Raw genomic sequence first — 22,558 nt, 5'->3', positions numbered from 1 at the left:
GAGCCGCAGTGGACGCTTTCCTGAACTGGCTGCACCACGACACCGCCGGCCTGCTCACGCTGTGCGCGGCGGGGATCGCGGTGCTGTTGCTGATGATCATCCGGCTGCGGATCGAACCGTTCATCGCGCTGATCATCACCGGGCTGCTGATCGCGCTGGCCGCGGGGCTCCCGGTGTCCGAGATCGTCGGGTCCGCGCAGTCCAGCAGCGACTCGCTGCTGGAGGGCGGGTTCGCCTCGATCCTCGGGCACATCACCGCGATCGTCGGTCTCGGCACGATCCTGGGTGCGCTGCTGGAGTCCTCGGGCGGCGCGCAGCTGCTCACCCGCAAGCTGCTCGCGGCGTTCGGGGAGAACCGCGCACCGCTGGCGATGGGGCTGTCCGGCCTGGTGTTCGGCGTCCCGGTCTTCTTCGACATCGGCATCTTCGTGCTCGCGCCGCTGGTCTACGTCGCCGCGCGCCAGGGCGGGCGGTCGATCCTGCTCTACTGCCTGCCGCTGGTGGCCGGGCTGTCGATGACGCACGCCTTCCTGCCACCGCACCCCGGGCCGGTGGTCGCGGCCGGGCTGCTCGGTGTCGACCTGGGCTGGCTGATCCTGATGGGCGCGGCGTGCGGGATTCCCGCGTTCGTCGTCAGCGGTCTGCTCTTCCCCGCCTGGATCGGCAAGCGCATCCACCTGCCGGTCCCGGACGAGATCCCGGCCACGAGCGACGAACCGGACGAGGACGCACCGCGGCTGGCCACGGTCGCCCTGGTCATCGCGGTTCCGCTGGTGCTGATCCTCGGTGCCACCTTCGGCAGCATCCTGCTCCCGAAGGAGAGCGGGCTGTTGCAGGTGCTCACGTTCATCGGCAACCCGACCGTCGCGCTGACCGTCGCCGTGCTGCTGGCCTACTGGCTGCTCGGGCTGCGGCGCGGCAAGAGAGGCCGCGAGCTGTCCGCGCTGACCGCGAACGCGCTGCGTCCACTGGGGATGATCCTGCTCGTGGTCGGCGCGGGCGGGTTCTTCGGCAAGGTGCTGTCGGCCACCGGCGTCGGCGACGCGCTCGCGACCTCGTTGCAGGCCGGCGGGCTGCCGATCCTGGTGTCGGCGTACGTGATCAGCAGCGGGCTGCGGATCGCGCAGGGTTCGGCGACCGTCGCGATCGTGACCACCGGCGGGATCATCGCGCCGCTGGTCGCCGGAGCCGGTTACTCCCAGCCGGAGCTGGCGCTGATCGCGGTCGCGATCGCCTCCGGGTCGATCATCGCCTCGCACGTCAACGACGGCGGTTTCTGGATCATCTCGCGCTACTTCGGCATCCCGGTCAAGGAGATGCTCAAGACCTGGACGGTGCTGGAGACGATCCTGTCGCTGACCGGGTTCGGCATGGCCGCCCTGCTCACCGCACTGGTGTAGTCCGACCGCAGCAGCGGGTGCTGATCCGATCCGCCGAACACGGCGGTGTCCGGCAAGACTGCTCCATTTTGGTCTAGTCCAATCGGGAAAACCGGGGCACACTGGCCGAAACCCAACGAAGGGAGCCGACCTTGCCGGAGAACTCGTTGCAGCGCCGCACGTTCCTCACCGGACTCGCCGCTGCCGGAACCGCCGCCTTCCTCGCGCCGCAGGCGGCCTGCGCGTCGCAGGCGCCCGCGCACCCGGCACCCGCGCACCCGACTCCCGCCCATGCAGCGCACGCGGCGATGCTGATGGCGCTCATCGGCAGCTACACCTCGTCCACCCCGGCGGGCCACGGCCTGGAGGTCGCCCACCGCGCCGACTCCGGCGCACTGGAACCGTCCGGCGTCGTCGAGGGCGTGCCGGACGCGTCCTGGCTCGCCTGGTCCCCGGACCACCAGTACCTCTACGTCACCAACGAGGTCCCGCAGGGCACCGTGACCGCGGTCGACCTCACCTCGCACACGCCGAAGGTGATCAACACCCAGCCCACCGGCGGCGCCGGGACCACGCACGCCTCGGTGCACCCGGACGGGAAGTTCCTGTTCACCGCCAACTACTCCGACGGCACGGTCTCGGTGCACCGCCGCAACGACGACGGCAGCATCGGCGAGGCCACCGACCTGGTCAAGCACCCCGGCGACCAGCCGCACGCCCACCAGGTGCTGGTCGACATCAGCAAGCGCTGGGTGATCGCGGTCGACCTCGGCGCGGACTCGGTGTTCGTCTACGCGCTCGACCCCGCGACTGGGAAGCTGACGCAGAACCAGCAGCTCGCGCTGCCGCCCGGAACCGGTCCCCGGCACCTGGACTTCGACGGCGCCACCCGCGCCTACCTGCTCGCGGAGCTGAACTCCACGATCACGGTGCTCGACTTCGACCCCGAGGGCGGCAAGTTCACCGCGGGCGAGGTCATCAGCAGCCGCGCGCCGGAGGCGACCGGCGAGAACTTCCCGTCGGAGATCGCGGTGACCCGCGACGGCAAGTTCGTCTACGCCGCGAACCGCGGTGACAACAACATCGCCGCCTTCGCGATCGAGGGCTCGGCGCTGAAGTTCCTCGGCGCCACGCCGACCGGCGGCGACTGGCCCCGGCACTTCGCGCTCGACCCGGAGCAGACCTCGCTGTACGTGTCCAACCAGCGCTCCGGCACGATCACCCGCCTCACCCGCGACGCGCAGAGCGGGCTGCTGAGCCCGGCACCGGAGGTGCTGGAGATCCCCTCCGTCGCCGTCGTCACCTTCCACGGCTGAGAAGCGGTACCAGAAGCGGCGAAGCCGCTTAGCCCACCCCAGCAACCGGCACCGCCGCGCAAAACGAGCTCGAAAAAAGAAACAACGGAGAACCGCACATGAAGGCATGGAAACCAGTCGTGCTCGCCGCCGCCTGCGCGCTGCTCGCGGCGTGCGGCCCGCCGCAGGTCGACAGCTCGGCCCCGGCCGCCGACGAACGCACCGGCACGCTGCGGGTGTGGCTGTTCGACGAGGCCGATCGCAACCCCAAGCAGGCCACTGTGGACGATGCGGTGCGCGAGTTCGAGGCGACCCACCAGGGCGTCGAGGTCGACGTGCAGTACATCTCCGTCGACACCCGGTCGCAGCGGTTCACCGGCGCGTTCAACGACCCGGCCAGCGCCCCCGACGTCGCCGAGTACGGCAACAGCGACCTCGCCAGCTACGTGGCCGCGGGCGGGTTCGCCGACCTCGGCCAGGACCTGGCGAGCTGGCCGGAGGCCGCCGACCTGTCGCCTTCGGTGCTGGAGACCGCCACGATCGACGGCAAGGTCTACGGCGTGCCCTGGTACACCGGCATCCGCGCGCTGTACTACCGGACCGACGTGTTCGCCGAGCTCGGCCTCCAGCCGCCGCGCTCGACCGCCGAGCTGATCGACACCGCGGCGAGGATCCGGACCGCCCGGCCCGACCTCTACGGCATCTCCGTCGGCGGCAAGTACCACTACGCGATGATGCCGTTCCTGTGGACCGCGGGCGGCGAGCTGGCCAGGCAGGAGGGCGGCGGCTGGAAGTCCACTGTCGACAGTCCGCAGGCGCAGAAGGGCATCGCCGACTACGCCTCGCTGATCTCCCCCGGCATCTGCCCGCCGGAGCAGTGCGCGGACATGACCGGCACCCAGAGCGTGCAGACCTTCGCCTCCGGCAAGGCGGCCATGACCATCGGCGGCGACTTCAACCGCTCCGCGGTCGACGACCCCGGCGCGGCTGCCGCCGGGAAGTACTCGGTGGTCCCGCTCCCCGGCGCCGCGCCGGGCTCGATCGCCCCGGCCTTCGCCGGCGGCAACCTGCTCGGGGTGCTCAAGTCCTCGCAGCGGGCGACGCTGGCCAAGGAGTTCGTCCACCTGCTGGCGGGCAAGCAGTACCAGCGCCGGATGTTCGACGCGATGGGCAACCTGCCGACGTTCACCGACGTGCAGCAGCAGATCGCGGCCGAGGAGCCCGCGATCAAGCCGTTCGTCGACAGCCTGCGGGCCGGCACCAGGTTCGTCCCGGCCAGCCCGGCCTGGGCCGAGATCGACGCGCAGGGCGTGCTGCCGACGATGGTCCAGCAGATCGTCACCGGCACCCCCGTCGCGGAGGCGACCCGCGCGGCGGCCGACAAGATGAACACGACCTTCGAAGGCCGATAGATGGGTGCGCTGCTCTACCTGGCCCCCGCCGCGATCGTCCTGCTGGCGATCATGGCCTACCCGCTGTTCCAGCTCGTGCAGATCTCGCTGTACGACTACGGGCAGGAGCAGGCCAGCGGCGGGGCTCCGCTGGAGTTCCTCGGGCTGGGCAACTACGCGAAGCTGCTCGGCGACGACAAGTTCTGGACCATCCTCGGCCAGACCTGCGCGTTCGCCGCCGTGTGCGTGATCGGCAGCCTGGTCGTCGGCATCGCGCTCGCGGTGCTGGCGACCAGGATCCGCGCGGTGCCGCGGATGCTGCTGTTCCTGGCGGCCCTGGGCGCGTGGGCGACCCCGGCGGTCGCGGGCTCGACGGTGTGGCTGTTCCTGTTCGACCAGGACTTCGGCCTGGTCAACGAGGTCCTGGTCGGCCTCGGGCTCACCGGCATGGAGGGGTTCTCCTGGACCTACGACCGCTACCTCGCCTTCGGCCTGGTCGCCGGTGAGGTCATCTGGTGCTCGTTCCCGTTCGTGCTGATCACCATGTACGCGGGAATCAAGGCGATTCCGACCGAGGTGATGGAGGCCGCGGCGCTCGACGGCGCCTCGACCTGGCGCACCGCGCGCAGCGTGATCCTGCCGATGCTCCGGCCGCTGCTGGTCATCGCGACCATCCAGTCGGTCATCTGGGACTTCAAGATCTTCACCCAGATCTACGTGATGACCAACGGCGGCGGCGTCGCGGGCGGCAACCTGGTGCTCAACGTCTACGCCTACCAGGAGGCGTTCGCCGGTTCCAACTACGGCCTCGGCTCCGCGATCGGCGTGATCATGACCGTGCTCCTGCTGCTCATCACGGTGGTGTACCTGCGGGCGCAGCGCAAGGAGGAGGAGTTCGCATGACGAGGCCGGGAAGGGCGGTCGCCGAGGTGGTGGCCGTTGTCGTCGCGGTGGTGGTCGCGTTCCCGCTGTACTGGATGGCGCTGGCCGCGTTCAAACCGCAGGCCGAGATCCAGTCCACCGACCCGCGGCCGTGGACCACGGCCCCGACGCTGGACAACTTCCGCCGGGTGTTCACATTGGACGGTCTCGGCGGGTACTTCGTCAACAGCGTGATCGTCGCGGTGATCGTGGTGCTGGTGTCGATGCTGCTGTCGTTCCTGGCCGCGGTGGCGCTGACCCGGTTCCGGTTCCGCGGGCGCACGGTGCTGCTGGTGATGCTGCTGGTGGCGCAGATGGTTCCGGTGGAGGCGCTGACGATCCCGCTGTTCTTCCTGATGCGCCAGGTCGGCACCGCCGTGCCGGAGTTCGGGCTCAACCACCTCGGGTCGCTGGTGCTGGTGCACCTGGCGTTCAGCCTGCCGCTGGCGATCTGGATGCTGCGCGGGTTCGTCGCGGCCGTCCCGGTGGAGCTGGAGGAGGCGGCGACGCTGGACGGCGCGAGCCGGGCGCGGTTCGTGTGGCAGGTGCTGTTCCCGCTGGTGGCGCCGGGCCTGGTCTCGGCGAGCGTGCTGGCGTTCATCCACGCGTGGAACGACTTCCTGTTCGCCAAGACGTTCATCATCTCCGCGACCGAGAACCAGACGCTTCCGATGGCGATCCTGGTGTTCTTCACCCCCGAGGGCAACGACTGGGGAGCGATCATGGCAGGTTCGGTGATCATGACCATTCCGGTGCTGGTCTTCTTCGTCATCGTGCAGCGCAGGCTCGTGTCCGGGCTGGCGGGGGCGGTGAAGGGATGAGCTTCGACGCGCTCCTGCCCAAGCCGCTGCACGTGGAGCCCGGCGACGGCGTGCACGTGCTGGGCCCCGGCACCACCGTCGGCGGAGAGCCGGGCGTGGTGGCCTGGTTCCGCAGGAACATCGGCGCCGCAACGGGATTCGCCTTCGGCCCTGGCGTTCCCGCGGCGATCGAGTTCCGCGTCGGCGGGGTACCGGAGGGCTACCGGATCGACATCGGCCGGGAGCGCGTCTCGGTCCTCGCCCACGACGCGGCGGCAGCGCACCACGCCGCGCAGACCCTGCGCCAGCTGCTCGGCCCGGACGCCCACCGCACCGCCCCGATCCACAGTGCGGCGTGGACGCTGCCGTGCGGCGTGGTCACCGACCGCCCGCGCTTCGGCTGGCGCGGCTGCCACCTCGACGTCGCCCGGCACTTCCTGCCCAAGCGCGAGGTCTTCCGGTTCGTCGAGCTGATGGCCGCGCACAAGCTCAACGTGCTGCACCTGCACCTGACCGACGACCAGGGGTGGCGGATCGAGGTCCCCCGTTATCCGAAGCTGACCGAGATCGGCGCCTGGCGGTGGCGCTCGATGGTCGGCCGCGGCGAGGTCGACGCCTTCGACGACCGCCCGCACGGCGGGTATTACACCACCGACGACCTCCGCGAGATCGTCGCGCACGCCGCGGCGCACCACATCACGGTCGTCCCGGAGGTCGACGTGCCCGGGCACAGCCAGGCGGCCATCGCCGCCTACCCGGAGCTCGGTCCCGGCCCGCGGCTGGAGGTGTGGGACCGCTGGGGCGTCAACGAGACGGTGCTCAACGCCCAACCGGCCACAGTGGACTTCTACCGCGACGTCCTGGACCACGTGATGGACGTCTTCCCGTCCCCGGTCATCTGCGTCGGCGGTGACGAAGTCCCGACCGCGCAGTGGGAACGCGACTCCGCGGACCGAGCGGCCGAACTCGGCCTCGCGCATCCGGCGCACCTGCACGGCTGGTTCCTGCGCCAGGTCATCGAGCACGTGCACGCCAACGGGCGGCAGGCCCTGGGCTGGGACGAGATCCTGGACGCCGGCGGCCCGCTCCCGGCGGGCACGATCGTCGCGTCCTGGCGCGGCGAGGAGGGCGCGCTGCGGGCGATCGAGGCCGGGCACCAGGCCGTGCTGTGCCCGGAACAGCACCTGTACTTCGACCACCGCCAGTCCGACCACCCCGACGAGCCGATCCCGGTCGGCTTCCTGCGGACCCTGGACGACGTCCACGGCTACGAACCGCCCGCCGCCGACGAGGTCCTCGGCGTGCAGGCGCAGGTGTGGACCGAACACCTGGACACGCCGCGCCGGGTGGACTACGCGGTGTTCCCCCGACTCGCGGCCTTCGCCGAAGTCGCCTGGACCGAGGACCGGCACACCGGTTTCCGGGACCGCTTGGAGCACCACCTGGCACGGCTGGCGGCCCTCGGCGTGGAGTACCGGCCGCTGGACGGGCCGCTGCCTTGGCAGACCCGGCCCAGGGTCGCGGGCAGGCCGCGGTAGGGGGTGTCGCAGGATGTGGGATTCTCCGGACAGCTGACCGAACCGCGCCCATCGATGCCGGGTCGGTGGCACCCTGATCACCATGCAGGGACGCGAAGCCGCCGGTGAACCGGACCTTCCTGCGGAAGAGGCTGCGCCACGCCCGAAAGAGGTGGCGAAGCCACGTTCCTTCGAATGGCTGGGGCAGCTGGGGAATCTCATCACGGGGTTGGCCACAGCGGCCGCCCTGATCTTCACCGCGATCTCGGTAGCGGCGACGCGGGACCAGATCACGATCACGCGAGAACAGGCTGCGACAGCGCAGGAAGGGCAGCTCACCGACCGGTTCACCAAAGCCGTTGAGCAGCTCGGAGCGGAGAAACTCGAAGTACGCGTCGGTGGCGTCTACGCTCTGGAGCGAATAGCGCGGGACTCGCCCCGCGATCATCCCGCCGTCATGGACGTCCTGACCGCGTTCATCCGCGAGCATCCCCCTGCGAGCCCGTTCGTGACCAACGAATACGGCTCTTATCCTTTGATCGCCGCGGATCTACGAGCGGCGTCCGTGGTCATCGGCCGCCGCGAGGCCACGCACGACTCGGAATCAGGCCTCCTTCTCTTAGGAGCACCACTGGCCGGTACTGACTTCAACTCGGCCCAACTCGCGTACGTCTCCCTCATCGACGCGGATCTCACTTCCGCCACCATCGTCGGCACCGACCTCACCAACGCGGATCTCACGGGCGCCGATCTGACCAACGCGGATCTCAGCAACACGGACCTCAGCAATGCCAATCTCACCAGCGCCGACCTCACGGGTGCCAACCTCACCGACGCCAAGCTCAACCTCGCCTCACTGGCCGGCGCCAACCTCGAAGGCGCCAGACTGGAACGGGCCGACCTCACCAGCGCCGACATGACCAATGCCAATCTCACCAACGCCGACTTCTGGTCCGCGTACCTCAGAGGCGCCGATTTCACCGGCACGAACCGCACCGGCACGAATCTCGACGGCGCCAACATCACGGGTGCGATTGGCCTCCCCCGCTGACAATGCGCGGAATATTCCGAAAACCCGCCCCCGGATCAGCCCGAGCCGACTGATCGCATGAACCTGTGCCCCGGCCTGCCTCCCCCTCCGGTCCGTCCGGGTGAAAGCGGCGAAAGCGGAAATGCGCGTTACGGCGAACCGATAGCATCGGTTGCTCAAGGTGCCCAACGAAGCACTCCCCGTGTTCATCCTCCGGAGGAGCTGAGATGCCTAGACCCTGGGAAGCCGACCCGAAGGCGTCGTTCCAACGCCGCCTTGGCAAGTCCGCCCTCGAGACCGGTGACACGAACGTAGATCCGTCGTGCCCGGACATCTGGGAACTCGACAACGGCGACGTAGCCGTGATCGGCCGCGATCTGACCGACAACTACGCGCCCCGGCTGCCCGAAGGCGTGAGCGTGGGCAGGGACGAGCGGCTGGTCATCATTCCCGGCCGGATGCTGCGAGCAGCGAAGGTTGATATTCCCGATGAGTGAGCTCACCACCGCGATCACTGGCGATCGGCTGGCCGTGGACGAGTACCTCGAAGACTTCGGCCTGCGCTTCTGGCGCACCGGCGCGGAAGGCTGCTGGAAGCTCGAACGCCGCCAGACTTTCATCGAACCCAACGATGAAAGCTGGCAGGCGTTCCACCGGGGTGACTGGGAACGGGCGCTGGAACTGATCGAGCAACGACGTCCTGGCCTGCGCAGTTACCACGAGCGCATCGCGCGCAACGGTTTCGAGGTCCGGCGGGTCCGGGTGGTGGAGAAGCCCGTCAGCCCCTACCTGATCTGGGAGCTGAACTCCCTGCTGGTGCGCTCCCAGTCCGGCGGGAAGATCAACGTCGTCGGCCCCGAGACCGTCGAGCCGTTCGAGAACGACGGTCCGCTGCCCGAGATCTTCGTCATTGGCAGCGAGTGCGTGTACGAGGTGCTTTACGGCGACGACGGTGGCGTCACCGGAGCGATCCGCTCCCTGGACACCGCCATAGTCGGCCAGTGGGCCGATTTCGCGCGAAACCTCTTCGAGCAGGGCGAGCCGCTGGAGGCGTACTTCCGCCGCGAGATCGCCGGGCTGCGACCGCCGAACGCGGCCTGAGGCGAGCACCATGAGCGAGGATTCGCGCAACGATCTTTCCGGTTCGGCCAGGGATTTCGTCCAGGCTCGCGAGGTCAGCGGTGGCGTGCACTTCCACGGCCGGGAACCGGTCGCCGGACCGCCGCCGCGACAGCTCCCTGGCGACGTCCGGGGTTTCGTCAACCGGGCGCAGGAACTGGAGCGGCTCGACCTGATCCTGGCCGACCGCGGCCGGGGCCGGAACGCGATCGCCACCTGCGTGGTGGTGGGCACGGCCGGTGTCGGCAAGACCTCGCTGGCGGTGCACTGGGCGCACCAGGTCGCCGACCGCTTCCCCGACGGGCAGCTCTACGTGAACCTGCACGGCTACGACCCGGGCGCCCCGATCACCGCGGACCAGGCCCTGGAACGTTTCCTGCTCGCGATGGGCGTCCCGGCCGATGCCGTTCCGGCCGACCTGGAGTCGCGGGCCGCGCTCTACCGCTCGCGGCTGGCGGGCCGCCGCGTGCTGGTCGTGCTGGACAACGCCGCGACCGCCGGCCAGGTCCGGCCGCTGCTGCCCGGTGTCGCGGGGTGCCTGGTGCTGGTCACCAGCCGCAGCAGGCTGTCCGGTCTGGTCGCGCGGGACGGGGCCTACCGCGTCACGCTCGGGGTGCTCCACGACAGCGAGGCGGTGGAGCTGCTGCGCGGAGCGACCGAGGGCTACCGCCTTCCCGACGAGGTCTCCGAACTCACCGAGCTGGCCCGGCTGTGCGCCCGCCTGCCGCTGGCGCTGCGGATCGCCGCCGAGCGCGCGATCAGCCGTCCGCACATGCCGCTGCACGACCTGATCGCGGAACTGCGGGACGAGTCGGCGCTGTGGGAGGCGCTGACCGCGGGCGACGACGACGAGTCCGACGCGGTGCGCACGGTGTTCGCCTGGTCCTACCGGGCGCTGCCCGCCGAAGCCGGTCGGCTTTTCCGGTTGCTGGGCCTGCATCCGGGCGCCGCGTTCAGCTCGACCGCCGCCGCGGCGCTGGCCGACCTGCCCGCGGCGCGGACCCGTCGGCTGCTGGACGACCTCGTCGGTGCGCACCTGCTCGAACAGCCCCAGCCGAACCGCTACGAGTTCCACGACCTGCTCCGCGCGTACGCCACCAACCAGGCCAGGGCCGAGGAAACCGCCGAGACGACCGACGCGGCGGTGCGGCGGGTGCTGCTCTGGTACCTGCGCACGGCAGAGGAAGCCGTGCAGGTGCTCAACGGTTCGGAAAGCCCGATGTTCGCCGGCTACCAGCAGGCGAACGACTGGTACGAGCAGGAACGGCCGAACCTGGTGGCCGCGACCCGGGTCGCGGAGGAGACCGGGATGCGCGATCTCGCCGCGCGGATTCCGGCGGTGCTGCGAGGGATCTACGCCAACCGCAACCACTTCGACGACTGGTTCGCCACCGCCACGCTCGCGCTCGGTGCGGTGCGCGGACTGGGCGATCGGGCAGGCGAGGCCGACGTCCTGGAGAGCCTGGGCAAAGCGCACACCCAGTCGTCGAACCCGGCCGAGGCGATCAGGTTCCAGCAGGCCGCGCTGGCCATCCGGGCCGAACTCGGGGACACCGCGGGCGAAATCGGCCCGACCAACGCCATCGGCCTGACGCACCTGCGCACCCGCGCGCTTCCGGAGGCCCGCGAGTGGTTCGAGCGCGCCGCGGAGATCGCCGCCGAACTCGACGACGAGTACTGGACGGCGACCGCGTGGAACAACGCCGCCAACGTCGATCTCGAACTGGAGCGGTTCGCCGAGGCCGCCGAGCGGCTCCGGCAGGCGCTCGCGGTCTTCCGGCGGCTGGGCGCGCGGGATCGCGTCGGCGACGCGCTGCGCGGGCTCAGCCACGCCCATCGCGGGCTGGGCGAGCTCGATGCGGCGAGCACCGCGATCGAGGAGGCGGTGGTGATCGCCGAGGAGATCCAGAACCGGGCGCGCGAGGCGTTCTGGCTCCTCGAACGCGGCCGGGTCCAGCTCGCGCTGGGCGAGCCGCACAACGCGCTCGATTCCTTGCAGCGAGCGGCGATGCTGCAACGCCGGCTGGGCGACCGAGCGCGGGAGGCCATGACGTTCGACGCGACCGGCGAGGCGTACCAGCAGGCGGGGCAACCGGCCGAGGCGATCGGCTTCCACCGCCTGGCGGTCACGGCGTTCCGCGAGCTCGGCGACCGCTGGCAGCTCGCCCTCGCGCTGGACCACCTCGGCGCCGCGCTGCACGCCACCGGCGCCGCGGACGACGCCGACAGCTGCCGGGAAGAGGCCGCCGGGTTGTTCGCCGCGTTCCCCGACCCGCGCGCCACCAGGCTCCGCGCCCGGCGCTGACCTCAGTCCGGCCGGGAGAACCGCCGGGCGGCAGCGGCCAGCAGGGCCACCGAGAACGCCGCGACGAGCGCGATCTCCAGCGGCGCGGGCACCGCCCAGCCGAACCACGCGACCGGGCTCGCCAACGCCGTCCCCGGGGCTTCGGCGGTGAACCACTCGACCGTACCGCGCATCGCGTCCACTGCGTAGGTCAGCGGGTTGGCGAGCGCGAGGACCTCCATCCACCGGGGCATCGCGCTGATCGGGAACATCATCCCGGACAGGAACAGCATCGGGGTCACCATCACCGACAGCATCGTGTTGTACGTCTTCAACCGGCGGATCGACACCGCGACCACGGCGGCGAACACCGTCATGGACAGCGCCGCCAGCGAGAGCTCGGCCAGCAGGACGGCGAACAGGTCGACGCGGTACGGGATGCCGACGAGTCCGGCGCTGACCAGCACGACAGCGCCCTGGCAGGTCGCGACCGTCGCCCCGCCCAGGCACTTGCCCACCAGCAGCGTGCTGCGCCGGACCGGCGCGACCAGCATCTCGCGGAGGAAACCGGTCTGCCGGTCCCACACGATCGACGCCCCGACCGCGAGCGCGGGTGCCTGGGCGGCCATGACGAGCACTCCCGGGAACAGGAACGCCAGGTAGGAGTCGGCCGAGGCCTGGCCGCCCGAGGCGAACAGCCGGGACAGGCCGACCCCGAGGATGTAGAGGAACAGCATCGGCTGGAGCAAGGCGACCACCGCGGTGGCCGGAGTGCGCAGGAAGTGGACCAGTTCCCGGCGCCAGACCATGGTTCCCGCGCGCACTTCGGAAGTCCACCCGCGACTGTCCACATCGAACATGGTGCTGGTCATGGCTGTTCTCCGGTGGGGGTGAGCACCGCGTCGTCCGGGTCGGCGTCGCCGATCCCGTGGCCGGTGTAGTGCAGGTAGACGTCGTCGAGGCTGGGGCGGGTGACAGTCACCTCGTAGACCGCGGTGTCGAGTCCCGCGCAAAGCCGCGGCACCGCCCGCGCCCCGTCCTCCACCCGCACCTGGATCCCGGTGGGACCGACCGTGGACGGCAGCCCGAACCGCTCCCGCAACCGGGCCGCCGCGACCTGGTCGTCAGCCGTCCGCAGGGTGACCCGGTCTGCTCCGAGCACCGCTTTCAGCTCCTCCGGCGGGCCCTCGACTACGATGCGGCCGCGGTCCAGGATCGCGATGCGGTCGCAGCGGTCGGCCTCGTCGAGGTAGTGCGTGGTGAGGAACATCGTGGTCTCCTCGTTCTCCCGCACCCCGTGCAGGTAGGTCCACACCTCCGCGCGGGTCGCCGGGTCGAGGCCGATCGTCGGCTCGTCCAGGAAGAGCACCCGGGGGCGGTGCAGCAGACCCCGGGCGATCTCCAGCCTGCGCCGCATGCCGCCGGAGAAGGTGCGGACCAGCGAACCGGCGCGCTCCCGCAACCCGACGAGGTCCAGCATCTCGGCGATGCGAACGGGCAGGGACGCCAGCGGCATCGCGTAGAGATCGGCGTGGAACCGCAGGTTCTCCCGCGCCGTCAGGTCCGCGTCCAGGGTGCTCTCCTGGAAGACCAGGCCGAGCCTGCGGCGCACCTCGTGCGGGTCGAGCACCGCGTCGTACCCGGCGACCGCGATGCGGCCCGCCGTGGGGCGGGCCAGCGTGCACAGCATCGCGATCATGGTGGTCTTCCCGGCCCCGTTGGGGCCGAGGAAGCCGAACAGCTCGCCCTGCGCGACGGTCAGGTCCACGCCCCGGACCGCTTCCACCGCGCCGAACTCCTTGCGCACCCCGGTCGCCCGGATCGCCGGGACCTCGGCCCCCTCCTCCCCCCGCGTCACGCGCATCAGCGCACGCGCTCGATGCGTTCGGCCCAGTTCTCCGGGACCGCGAAGCCGAAGCTCCAGCGGTGCCGCTTCGTCGGGTTGACGATGCAGTGCCAGAACAGCTTGTCCGCCTCCTGCTCCACCTTGAAGAACCGCACGATCCTCGGCCGCTCCCGGAGCGTGACGATCTCCTCGGTGTCGGGGTTCATGTACCGGAAGAACGACGTGTGCGCCGGGTCGTCGAACGGCTCGTCGAGGTCGACCACGTACATCCGCCAGCCGGGCTGGGTCTCGTTGGTGTGCCAGAGCCGGTAGCTCGACGGCGGGTACCACATCGAACCGGAGAACCGCACGTCGCTGCCGAACAGCTCCTCCAGCGCCCCGATCACCCGGCTCTTGGCCTCGAAGTAGCGCGGGTAGCCGGGGTGGTCGATGTGCTCGTCGAGGTTGACCAGGTGGAAGTCGCGGCGCGGTGCGTCGGGCCGGACCGGGTTGCGCCAGTGCGTCCGCATCATCTGCTCGTACCAGTCGCGGAACTCCGGTGCGGCCGGCGACATCGAGGTCGAACGCAGGTCCTCTTCCCGGAAGTCCTCGTCGAAGCGCGCGAGATCGACCGACGGCGGCTGCACCTTGAGCTGGTCCAGCTCCTCGGCGACGACCTCGAAGCCCGGGAGTTCGGACAGCTCGAACTCGTGGTGGTAGAAGCCGCTGGACTCGCTCGGCGCGGGCGGTTCGGGTTTCGGCGCGCGGGTCGGCGTGTACGACGCCGAGCCCTTCAGCAGGTCCTCCGGGCCGAAGGCGAAGCCGTGCCGCCCGGCGAGCGCGATGACCTCCCGGATCCCGGTCGTGGCCTTGAGCTGCTGCGCGAGATCCGCACGGGTCTCGGTGGCGTGCAGGAACTCCTTGCAGGATTCGACGGACATGTTCGTTCTCCACTCCTCATCGGGACGGGGATCATGAGGACCGCGGTGTCATCGGGACGGCGGGGAATCCAGCAGCAGGACGGACGGCACCCGGTCCGGATGGGCCAGGCGCAGCAGGTGCATCCCGAACCCGGAGATGCCCAGCATCAGGCCGGGGAAGAAGCTCGCGCTGGCCTCCCCGTTGCCCAGTTCGGCGTCGTCCAAGCTGCGCCACAGGTCCTGGACCTGCACGTTGGCTTCGAGCTGGAAGGCCGGTTCGCTGTTCAGCAGCGCGAACCTGAGCAGCAGTTCGGCGTTGCCCGACATGCCGTGGCACAGCGTGTGGTTGCGCAGCTGCGGGAAGTTGCGCACCGTCGCCGACAGTGCCTGCCTGGCCTCGCGCATCAGGAGTTCGTCGGTCCTGCCCAGCGCCGCCCAGCTCGCTATCCGGCTCAGGCCGATGCCCGCCGCGCCGTTGCACCAGGCGTTGGCGAAGTGGCGCTGCCTGCGGACGAATCCGCCGGGGCTGCGGCGCAGGTCGTACCAGTCCTGCTCATCGGTGTCGAAGTGCAGCGCTTCGTAGGCGAACGCCTTGCGCCCGGCTTCGACGTAGTCGGGGCGGCCGGTCCGCGCACCGAGGGAGATCAGCGCCCAGCCGATTCCCGCCGCACCGTGGGAAAAACCGGTCAGGTTGCTATCGACTTCCTCCGGAGTGGACGATGGCCAGCTGAGCGTGCCGTCGCGTTCTTCCCCGTGCCGCAACAGATGTTCGGCGCACCGGTGGGCGAGGTCCAGACCGCGATCGCCGGGCAGGCCCAGCATGACCGGGATGATGCCCGCGACGCCGTGGAAGACGTCGAAGTGGCGGTCCCGCTCGATCTCGGGCGCCAGGGCATCGGTCAGCCGCACGGCCTCGGCGAGCAGGTCGTGCTCTCGCCACAGGTGGTGCAGGTGCGTCAGCAGGTAGATCAGGCCCCCGCGCCCGGCGTAGGCGCCGATCCGGTCCGCGCCACGCCCGGTCAACGCGTGGTCGAGGGCGCGCTGCGCGGCCCGCCGGAACTCCCGCCGGGGCTCGATGTGGTCGAGATAGGCCAGGAACAGGCCGATTCCGGCCGATCCCAGGAACAGGTCCGTTTCGACGTCGGCCTCCTCCAGCCCGTTCGCCCCGAGCTGGAAGGAGGTCCACGGGCTGGCGGCGGTCGGCTCGCGCAGCAGTTCGCACAGCCGGGAGCCGATCTTGTCCGCATAGCTCACCGAGGTTGACACGAACGCCGGGCTGCTGATCTCCCCCGCCGAAAGGCTCGCGGCCACGTACTGGCTCTGCTGCGCCCTGTTCTGCTCGGAGAGCCGTTTGATGCGCTCCGCCGCGTGGTCGATCGGCGAGCTCGCCAGGAACGCACGGGTCTGGTCGCGGTGGTCGCTGATGAGCAGGGTTCCGTGCGCGTCCGCGGTGAAGATGGGGACGTCGAGCCGCCACATCGCCTCGACCTCCTGCTCCGCGAGCACACCTTCGTTGTCCCACGTGCGCGGGAACGTCCGCACGGTGTTGGTCAGCAGGTCGACCTCCATCGGGTCCATCAGGCACCTCGGGTGCTGCGCGGAGGCCAGCAGCTGGGTGTAGATCTGGGTTCCCCAGTTGATGAACCGCGCAGATGCGCCCTCGAAGATCGCCGACAGGTACTCGACCGCGTCGTCCTGCTGCCGCTGGAACCACTCGTAGACCCGGCCGAAGCCCGCCATGATCGCCTCGGCGTGCTCCTGGGGCTGCACGAGCCGTCCATTGTGGAAGACCCGGTTCCCGCCGCCGGGCTCCACCCGGATTCCGGACTCGTGCACCACGGATGCTTCGAAGCTCGCGCCGGCGCGCACCCGCGGTACCGGAACCGGCATCTCGTACTTCTCGCCGCCGGAATAGCCGCTGATCCGCATCTGCTCGTCCGCTCCGTCAGCGCGCGGCCATTCGAGCAACCCGGTCCGGAACACCGAGTCGATCAGCGTGCCCTCGGAGCGGGTGCGCCCCTGCGGGGCGACTCCGAGCACGGTCTCCAAATCGCAGATGAACGCGTGGCCGTCGGCGACCAGGATGTTTTCGAAGTGCAGGTCGCCGCCGCCGAGCACGTAGAAGATCGCCAGGTACCCGCCGAGTTCGCGGTAGATCGCCTCGGCTTGCTCGATCGTGCCGACTTCGTTGCGCCCGCTGGGAATCGCGGCTTCGTAACCGTAGCCGTCCCGGGGCAGCACGGACCTCGTGGCGAACCCGACCACCTGCTCGCGGGCCAGGCGGCCGAGCAGGTGCTGCAACGCATCGGCCGAGCGGATGCAGCGCGGCTTGTAGTAGAAGGTTCCCGTGCTGCCGTCGGCGAGCGCGGCCTCCACCCGCACGACGCTGCGGGCACCGGCGTGGAAGTCGGACAGACCTGGCTCAACCGAGCGGAACTCCTCGATCGTCTGGCCGAAGAACCGCTGCCCCACTTCGGCGGCGTCGGCGGCGAGGCGGCGGAGGAACAGCTGCCCGAAGTCGACGAGCAACGCCGTGACGTGCGCGAGCCAGCGGCCCAGCACCGGGAACTTCAGGTAGAACCGGTGGTAGGACATGCCGTCGGCGAACGTGGAATCCAGGTATTCCAGGTATTCCTCGCGGGACGCGGTTGCCTGGTCGATCCCCTCCCGCGCGCAGTGCACCTTCGCGTCCGCCTCGGTCGCCCACGCCAGCGCCAGCCCGAACCTGCGGTGCAGGTGCCGTTGCAGATCGTCGACCACCCGCGGGCTGACGATCGGCTCGCGGACCTCTTCGAGCCTGCGGCCCAGCTCCACCAGGAACGGTTCGCACACCTTGGCGAGCCGTCCGCAGTAGACGTCGAACTCCCGCCAGCTCGCGCCATCGGCGGACGCGGGTTCGAAGCGGTCCAGCGCCGCGCGGTAGGTCGGAAGCCATGCGCTGTGCATGTCCGCGACGAACGCGGCCGTCTCCTCGTCACCTCCCACGTGCCCGAGTTCGTGGTGCCGCGCAAGGGAAAGGACGTCGACAAGCTCCTGCCTCGTGTACCGCGCGGGAGCCGACCGGTGCGCGGCCTCCTGGAGGAACTTGTCGGCGAGGCGGTCCGCGAGGCGGCCGATCCGCCAGGTGTCCACCGGGTCGAGCGATCCGTCCGGCGGCGCCGCGCCCTGCAGGACCGGCATCGTCCGGAGCCGTTCGGCGAGGTTGCTCGCGTGCACGGCGATGTCCAGCGGGTAGAGGTGGGTCACGGTGGGAAGCTCCTGTGGTCGCGGCGGGCTGGGCGGATGGCGGGAGCGGGTAGCGGGACGCGGTGAGCTGGGCCAGCTCACCGCGCCGCACCGGGCCCGGCGGCCCGGAATCACTTACTTCGTGGTGCCGTCGCAGACGACCGTGAACGGGCCGAAGCTGCAGGTCGACTCGCACGCGTAGATCTCGACAGCGGAGATCCCCTCGGTCCAGAAGTCCAGGGACTCCTGGTCGGGCTGCTCAACCGGAGCCGGCAGCGCGTCGGCGGCCACGCCGAAGGCCGCGGGGTCGGCCAGCAGGGCACTCCGGAACTCACCATCGACGACCGCGCGCTGGAGCAGGGTTGGCGACATGACTTACCTCCTGGATTGATTGATCGATTACCTCACTCGGCGCCGATCTTGACGCCGAGCTGCTTTTCGATGTTCCGCAATTCCTGGATGGCGGCATTCATGTTCTCGCTGGTGTTCTGCCAGGCGACCAGTTCCTTCTCCTCCGCGCTGGCACCCTCCCGGAGCCACAGCGACTCCAGCCAGGTCTTGGTCGCGAACGGGTGCTGGTCGGTGATCGGGGTCAGCCTGGCGAGCAGGGGTTCCTCGTGGACCTTGAGCGCGAGTTCGAGCAGTTCCCGCAGTTTGCCGTCCGGCGGCAGCAGCGCGCAGACGACCGCGAGGTGCTGGATCCGGCGGATTTCCTCGACGCCCGGGTAGATCGTCGGTTCTTTCGCGCTTTTCATTGCGATATCCCATCCTCTCTCGAACCCGTGGAACCCACGCTACGAAGGGGCTGTTTCACTCCGCTTTCACTTCGCCCGCGCGACCGCGCCGCCGGGCTGTCCGCGCGGTCCGGGCACCTCGTCGCGCAGCATCGCCAGGTGCAGGTGGCGGACCTCGGCGCACGGGTCGACGCCCAGGTCCTCCCGCAGCCGGTTGCCCATCTCGGCGTAGGCGGCCAGCGCCTCCCCGCGCCGCCCGGACCGGTACAGCGCGAGCATCAGGTGCTGCCAGAGCCGCTCGTGGAACGGGTACTTCAACGTCAGCACCCGCAGCGACCCGACCAGTTCCTCGTGCCGCCCGAGCGCGAGGCCGGAGTCGCAGTAGCGCTCGGTCGCCCGCACCCAGTCCTCGGTGATCCTGGGGACCACGTCGCGGTGCAGCGACTCCGACTGCACGTCCGGGAGCACCGGCCCGCGCCACAGCGCCAGCGCCTCGGCCAGGTGCACCGACTCGGTCGCGCGATCTCCCCGCCCGGCGGCGGAGTTCGCGTTGCCGAGCAGCGTCCGGAACCGGGTCAGGTCGAGCTGGTCCGGCGGGATCTCGATCAGGTACCCCGCGCCGGAGGTGTGGATCAGCCGGGCGAGCCCGGCGCCCTGCCTGGCCAGCGTGTGCCGCAGCCGGGTCAGGTAGGTGTGCAGGGCCCGGCGGGGCCGGTGCGGCAGCTCGTCACCCCAGATGTGCTCCACCAGCTCGTCGACCGGAACGACCTCGTTGGCGTGCAGCAGGAGCGCCCCCAGCAGGGTCCGCTGCTTGCCACCCGGTATCGGAAGCGATCTGTTGTCGACCAGAACGGACAGGGGTCCCAGGACCCGGAAGGACAGCGACCGACTCGTACAGACGCCTTTCAAACTCACACCCCTTGGCACGCGGCGGAATTCACCAGGACCGGAACGGACCCATCCGTACTACCGAAGGGGAGATCAGCTCGCAGCGCCAAACACTCAGCTGGTCGACAGTCACACGAACGTGCGCGCTCGGGGGCGAGAGGCGATCACAGGTCCAGCTCGGCCCCGTCCAGCAGCACCTCGACACCGGCCGCGACCAGCTCGGTCCGCTCCGGGGTCGTGATGTCCAGCAGCGGGTTGGTGTTGTTCAGATGCGTGTAGACGCGGCGGACGCCCCGGTGCGCGGCGAGCCGTTCGAGGCTCCCGCCTCCCCCGCTGATCGGCAGGTGGCCCATGCGCTTCTGCGTCCGCGTGCCGGTGGCCGACCGCATCTCGCCGGCGCTCCAGAAGGTGCCGTCCAGCAGCGCGCAGTCCGCACCGGCGACGACCTCGTCCAGGTGCGGAGGCCACTGCGCCAGGCAGGGCGCGTAGAGCAGGACTCCCCCTGTGACCAGGTCCTCGACCCGGTAGCCGACGACCCAGGTCCCCTCCGCGGGAGTCGCGTACTTCGGCGTCTTCGCGCTCAGCGGGATCGCGGTCACCGCCAGGTGGTCATCCACGGTGAACTCTTTGCCCGGTGTCACCCGGCACCAGTCCGCGCCGTGGTAGCGGTCCAGGGTTGCGCGCAGCGGGAGGTCCTCGCGCAGCGCGCCGAGCACCGGTTCCGTTGCCCACACCCGGATTCCGGCGCCTTCGCGGAGCATGAACAGGCCCAGGGAGTGGTCCAGCTCGGCGTCGGTCAGCAGCACTCCCCGGATCGGCGTCCAGCGACCCGGACCCGGTGCGAGCGCGGGACATCCGGTGATCTGCGCCCGGATGTCCGGTGACGCGTTGAGCAGGTACCAGTGCTCGCCGTCGCCGCTGACCGCGACGCAGTCCTGCGTTCTCGGCGCCACTCCGGGGAATCCGGCGCGGGCCAGCCCGCACAGGTGGCATCCGCAGTTCCACTGCGGGAATCCGCCGCCCGCCGCGGTTCCCAGCAGCACCACCTTCATCGCCGCTCCCGGCGGGGAACCGCCACCGGGATCTCACCGGTGGATTCGAGGAGTTCGTCGACGACGTGCCGGTGCGGCGACAGCCCGCACACCGGGTCGGTCGCCGCGGCGTCGCCGGTGAGCGCGTAGGACTGGCAGCGGCAGCCGCCGAAGTCGACGTCCCGCAGGGCGCAGCTGCGGCACGGCTCGCGCATCCAATCCGTGCCGCGGAAGGCGTTGAACGCCGCCGAGGAGTACCAGATCTCGGCCAGCGGCCGGGCAAGCACGTTCTCGGCCGGGAGGTCCGCGATCACCCCGGCGACCGGGCACGGCAGGACGCGCCCGTCCGGGGCGACCGTGAGCTGCCTGCTCGCCCAGCCCTGCATGCACGGCTTCGGCCGGTCCTCGTAGTAGTCGGAGGTCACGTAGACGATGTCCATCGGGCCGCCGCGCGCCTCCTCGACCACCTCGGCGGCCCGGTCGAGCTGGGCCCGGGTGGGCAGGAGCGCTCGCCGGTTCAGCGCGGCCCAGCCGTAGTACTGCGTGTTGGCCAGTTCCAGCCGGTCCGCGCCGAGCTGCTCGGCGAGCGCGATGATCTCGCCGACGCGGTCTAGATTTCCCTTGTGCAGCACCACGTTCACCGTCAGTGCCAGGCCCAGTTCCCGCACCACGGAGGCCGCCCGGAGCTTGAGCTGGTGCCCGCGCGTGCCCGCGACGGCGTTCGCCTCGTCGGCACGGGAGTCCTGAATGGACAGCTGCACGTGGTCGAGTCCGCGCGCGGCGAGGTCTTCGGCGACTTCGGCGGTCAGCGCCAGGCCGCTGGTGACGAGGTTCAGGTAGCAGCCGATCCGGTGCGCGTGCGAGACCAGCTCCGGCAGGTCGCGACGGGACAGGGGTTCGCCACCGGACAGGTGCACCTGGAGCACGCCCAGTTCGCGCGCCTGGTCCAGCACGTCGATCCACTGGCCGGTGCCGAGTTCTTCGGTCCGCCGCGTCAGTTCCACCGGGTTGGAGCAGTAGCTGCAGTGCAGCGGGCAGCGGTGGGTCAGCTCCGCCAGCAGGCCCAGCGGGCGGTTCACGGCACCATCTCCAGCAGCCCCCGCTGACGCATCCGCTCCACCACGGCGTCTACGTCCTGCTGCCGCACCCCTCGGTAGATCTCGCCCAGCGCCGCCGCGATCCCGGCCGCGGTCGTGCGGCCGTCGCAGCGTTCGAGCACCGCGAGCGCGGTTTCGTTCGGCATGACAACGCCTTCCGGGTGCAGCACCACCGTCCGCTGCCGGACGTGGTCGTAGGACAGCCGGACTCCGCGCCTCAGCCGGGGTTTCACCGCTTCCCCACCTCGTAGTCCACCGCGTCCAGCACCGCGTGCAGCACGTCGCACTTGAACGCGAGTGCGGCGAGGGCCGCGTCCTGCTGGTCCCGGGTGGTGCAGTGCTCCAGCACCAGGGCCAGCGTCGACCGGCCCTCGCCCCGGGTCGCCTCGATGCGGTTGTGGAAGTAGCCGAACCCGCTCTCGGCGATCCACGGGTAGTGCTCGCGCATCGCCTCGACGCGGCGGCGCATCAGGCCCGGCGCGAACATCTCGGTGAGCCCGGAAGCCACGCCCTCGATCCACGGACGGCTGCGGGCGAAGTTGACGTAGGCGTCGACGGCGAACCGGACTCCAGGCAGCAGGTGGCGTTCGTCGACCACCTCCTCGCGCGGCATCCCCAGCGCCTCGGCCAGCTGGAGCCAGCGCTGCGCGCCGCCGTCCGCGGCGGTCCGGCCGTCGTGGTAGGCGATGCGCTCCAGCCAGGTGCGCCGCACCCGCGGCAGCGGGCAGTTCGCGATGATCGCGGCGTCCTTCTGCGGCAGGCAGCGCTGGTAGTACCAGCGGTTCGCCGCCCACAGCCGCAGTTCCCGCGCGTCGAGCTTGCCCCGGTGCAGCCGCTGGTGGAACGGGTGGTCGTGCCAGTAGCGGGTTTCGAGCGCGCGCAGCGCGCGTTCGAACTCCCCGGCGTCGCGCGGGGTCATTCAGCGCGCGACGTAGGCGGTGACCTCGGGGGCGACGTCGTACTCGTCCAGTTCCGGCGCGACCCATTCCGGAGCGGCGTTGTCGGCCATGACTTCCTCCTCTGGTCGTGGGGAATTCCACGGTAGGAGGCTTTCCGGTCCCCCGTCGAGATGCGGTCGGGGGCAATTCCGATGCCTCCCAGC

22 protein-coding genes are annotated in these 22,558 nt (G+C 70.4%); 10 read left to right on the top strand and 12 right to left on the bottom strand.

The window, feature by feature from the left end:
• Window positions 1–8 precede the first annotated feature (8 nt).
• From ABD691_RS21580 to ABD691_RS21535, 10 genes are all read left to right on the top strand, one after another.
• Complete coding sequence (locus ABD691_RS21580) at window positions 9–1,400, top strand: GntP family permease (RefSeq protein ID WP_344682493.1); 1,392 nt, start codon at window positions 9–11, stop codon at window positions 1,398–1,400.
• Window positions 1,401–1,531: 131 nt separating this feature from the next.
• A complete protein-coding gene (locus ABD691_RS21575; RefSeq protein ID WP_344682491.1) occupies window positions 1,532–2,695 on the top strand; it encodes a lactonase family protein in 1,164 nt (387 codons plus the stop codon).
• Window positions 2,696–2,793: 98 nt separating this feature from the next.
• Window positions 2,794–4,086, top strand: coding sequence for an extracellular solute-binding protein (locus tag ABD691_RS21570; RefSeq protein ID WP_344682489.1), 1,293 nt, complete (start codon window positions 2,794–2,796; stop codon window positions 4,084–4,086).
• Window positions 4,087–4,968 (top strand): carbohydrate ABC transporter permease, encoded by an 882-nt coding sequence (locus tag ABD691_RS21565; RefSeq protein WP_344682487.1) that lies wholly within the window; start codon window positions 4,087–4,089, stop codon window positions 4,966–4,968. It begins immediately after the preceding gene.
• Window positions 4,965–5,807, top strand: a complete 843-nt coding sequence (locus tag ABD691_RS21560; RefSeq protein ID WP_344682485.1) for a carbohydrate ABC transporter permease — start codon at window positions 4,965–4,967, stop codon at window positions 5,805–5,807. The genes ABD691_RS21565 and ABD691_RS21560 overlap by 4 nt, the downstream gene beginning before the upstream one ends.
• Complete coding sequence (locus ABD691_RS21555) at window positions 5,804–7,324, top strand: beta-N-acetylhexosaminidase (protein WP_344682483.1); 1,521 nt, start codon at window positions 5,804–5,806, stop codon at window positions 7,322–7,324. The genes ABD691_RS21560 and ABD691_RS21555 overlap by 4 nt, the downstream gene beginning before the upstream one ends.
• 82 nt (window positions 7,325–7,406) lie before the next feature.
• A complete protein-coding gene (locus tag ABD691_RS21550; RefSeq protein WP_344682481.1) occupies window positions 7,407–8,354 on the top strand; it encodes a pentapeptide repeat-containing protein in 948 nt (315 codons plus the stop codon).
• 206 nt (window positions 8,355–8,560) lie between these two features.
• Window positions 8,561–8,830, top strand: coding sequence for a hypothetical protein (locus ABD691_RS21545; protein WP_344682479.1), 270 nt, complete (start codon window positions 8,561–8,563; stop codon window positions 8,828–8,830).
• Entirely contained in the window at window positions 8,823–9,434 is a 612-nt protein-coding gene (locus ABD691_RS21540; protein WP_344682477.1) for a DUF6879 family protein, read from the top strand. The genes ABD691_RS21545 and ABD691_RS21540 overlap by 8 nt, the downstream gene beginning before the upstream one ends.
• A 10-nt stretch (window positions 9,435–9,444) precedes the next feature.
• Entirely contained in the window at window positions 9,445–11,757 is a 2,313-nt protein-coding gene (locus tag ABD691_RS21535) for an ATP-binding protein (RefSeq protein WP_344682475.1), read from the top strand.
• Between the two features lie 2 nt (window positions 11,758–11,759).
• On the opposite strand, the gene ABD691_RS21530 is transcribed toward ABD691_RS21535, so the two are convergent.
• The 12 genes from ABD691_RS21530 to pqqA form a co-directional block, all read right to left on the bottom strand.
• Window positions 11,760–12,608 (bottom strand): ABC transporter permease, encoded by an 849-nt coding sequence (locus ABD691_RS21530; RefSeq protein ID WP_344682473.1) that lies wholly within the window; start codon window positions 12,606–12,608, stop codon window positions 11,760–11,762.
• Window positions 12,605–13,594, bottom strand: coding sequence for an ATP-binding cassette domain-containing protein (locus ABD691_RS21525; RefSeq protein ID WP_344682471.1), 990 nt, complete (start codon window positions 13,592–13,594; stop codon window positions 12,605–12,607). Before ABD691_RS21525 ends, ABD691_RS21530 begins: the two co-directional genes overlap by 4 nt.
• A 5-nt stretch (window positions 13,595–13,599) precedes the next feature.
• On the bottom strand, window positions 13,600–14,502 hold the full coding sequence (locus tag ABD691_RS21520) for a Nif11-like leader peptide family natural product precursor (RefSeq protein ID WP_344682469.1): 903 nt from the start codon (window positions 14,500–14,502) through the stop codon (window positions 13,600–13,602).
• 48 nt (window positions 14,503–14,550) lie between these two features.
• Window positions 14,551–17,727 carry a type 2 lanthipeptide synthetase LanM family protein gene (locus tag ABD691_RS21515; protein ID WP_344682467.1) on the bottom strand — a complete coding sequence of 1,059 codons (3,177 nt, stop codon included), beginning with the start codon at window positions 17,725–17,727 and terminating at the stop codon, window positions 14,551–14,553.
• Window positions 17,728–17,841: 114 nt separating this feature from the next.
• Window positions 17,842–18,078, bottom strand: a complete 237-nt coding sequence (locus tag ABD691_RS21510; protein WP_344682465.1) for a cinnamycin family lantibiotic — start codon at window positions 18,076–18,078, stop codon at window positions 17,842–17,844.
• Window positions 18,079–18,110: 32 nt separating this feature from the next.
• The gene (locus tag ABD691_RS21505; protein WP_344682463.1) at window positions 18,111–18,461 is read right to left on the bottom strand and encodes a DurN family substrate-assisted peptide maturase; all 351 of its coding nucleotides are present in this window, start codon (window positions 18,459–18,461) and stop codon (window positions 18,111–18,113) included.
• Window positions 18,462–18,527: 66 nt separating this feature from the next.
• On the bottom strand, window positions 18,528–19,349 hold the full coding sequence (locus ABD691_RS21500; RefSeq protein WP_344682461.1) for an AfsR/SARP family transcriptional regulator: 822 nt from the start codon (window positions 19,347–19,349) through the stop codon (window positions 18,528–18,530).
• Window positions 19,350–19,492: 143 nt separating this feature from the next.
• Window positions 19,493–20,380, bottom strand: coding sequence for a pyrroloquinoline quinone biosynthesis protein PqqB (gene pqqB, locus ABD691_RS21495; protein ID WP_344682459.1), 888 nt, complete (start codon window positions 20,378–20,380; stop codon window positions 19,493–19,495).
• Complete coding sequence (pqqE, locus tag ABD691_RS21490; RefSeq protein ID WP_344682457.1) at window positions 20,377–21,438, bottom strand: pyrroloquinoline quinone biosynthesis protein PqqE; 1,062 nt, start codon at window positions 21,436–21,438, stop codon at window positions 20,377–20,379. Before pqqE ends, pqqB begins: the two co-directional genes overlap by 4 nt.
• Window positions 21,435–21,689, bottom strand: coding sequence for a pyrroloquinoline quinone biosynthesis peptide chaperone PqqD (gene pqqD, locus ABD691_RS21485; protein WP_344682455.1), 255 nt, complete (start codon window positions 21,687–21,689; stop codon window positions 21,435–21,437). Before pqqD ends, pqqE begins: the two co-directional genes overlap by 4 nt.
• Window positions 21,686–22,375: a pyrroloquinoline-quinone synthase PqqC gene (pqqC, locus tag ABD691_RS21480; protein WP_344682453.1), complete on the bottom strand. Its 690-nt coding sequence runs from the start codon at window positions 22,373–22,375 to the stop codon at window positions 21,686–21,688. Before pqqC ends, pqqD begins: the two co-directional genes overlap by 4 nt.
• Entirely contained in the window at window positions 22,376–22,465 is a 90-nt protein-coding gene (gene pqqA, locus ABD691_RS21475) for a pyrroloquinoline quinone precursor peptide PqqA (protein ID WP_344682451.1), read from the bottom strand.
• Window positions 22,466–22,558 lie beyond the last annotated feature (93 nt).

The sequence above is a fragment of the Saccharopolyspora taberi genome (assembly GCF_039534165.1).
In the GTDB taxonomy this organism is placed as follows: domain Bacteria; phylum Actinomycetota; class Actinomycetes; order Mycobacteriales; family Pseudonocardiaceae; genus Saccharopolyspora_D; species Saccharopolyspora_D taberi.
Note: the sequence above shows the minus strand (reverse complement) of the source record. Positions and strands in the feature narration are given on the sequence as shown.

Coding starts and splice junctions, on each gene's coding strand:
- ABD691_RS21570 (WP_344682489.1), top strand. CDS start 2,794: ATGAAGGCATGGAAACCAGTCGTGCTCGCCGCCGCCTGCGCGCTGCTC.
- ABD691_RS21565 (WP_344682487.1), top strand. CDS start 4,087: ATGGGTGCGCTGCTCTACCTGGCCCCCGCCGCGATCGTCCTGCTGGCG.
- ABD691_RS21560 (WP_344682485.1), top strand. CDS start 4,965: ATGACGAGGCCGGGAAGGGCGGTCGCCGAGGTGGTGGCCGTTGTCGTC.
- ABD691_RS21555 (WP_344682483.1), top strand. CDS start 5,804: ATGAGCTTCGACGCGCTCCTGCCCAAGCCGCTGCACGTGGAGCCCGGC.
- ABD691_RS21550 (WP_344682481.1), top strand. CDS start 7,407: ATGCAGGGACGCGAAGCCGCCGGTGAACCGGACCTTCCTGCGGAAGAG.
- ABD691_RS21545 (WP_344682479.1), top strand. CDS start 8,561: ATGCCTAGACCCTGGGAAGCCGACCCGAAGGCGTCGTTCCAACGCCGC.
- ABD691_RS21540 (WP_344682477.1), top strand. CDS start 8,823: ATGAGTGAGCTCACCACCGCGATCACTGGCGATCGGCTGGCCGTGGAC.
- ABD691_RS21535 (WP_344682475.1), top strand. CDS start 9,445: ATGAGCGAGGATTCGCGCAACGATCTTTCCGGTTCGGCCAGGGATTTC.
- ABD691_RS21530 (WP_344682473.1), bottom strand. CDS start 12,608: ATGACCAGCACCATGTTCGATGTGGACAGTCGCGGGTGGACTTCCGAA.
- ABD691_RS21520 (WP_344682469.1), bottom strand. CDS start 14,502: ATGTCCGTCGAATCCTGCAAGGAGTTCCTGCACGCCACCGAGACCCGT.
- ABD691_RS21510 (WP_344682465.1), bottom strand. CDS start 18,078: ATGTCGCCAACCCTGCTCCAGCGCGCGGTCGTCGATGGTGAGTTCCGG.
- ABD691_RS21505 (WP_344682463.1), bottom strand. CDS start 18,461: ATGAAAAGCGCGAAAGAACCGACGATCTACCCGGGCGTCGAGGAAATC.
- pqqB (WP_344682459.1), bottom strand. CDS start 20,380: ATGAAGGTGGTGCTGCTGGGAACCGCGGCGGGCGGCGGATTCCCGCAG.
- pqqC (WP_344682453.1), bottom strand. CDS start 22,375: ATGACCCCGCGCGACGCCGGGGAGTTCGAACGCGCGCTGCGCGCGCTC.
- pqqA (WP_344682451.1), bottom strand. CDS start 22,465: ATGGCCGACAACGCCGCTCCGGAATGGGTCGCGCCGGAACTGGACGAG.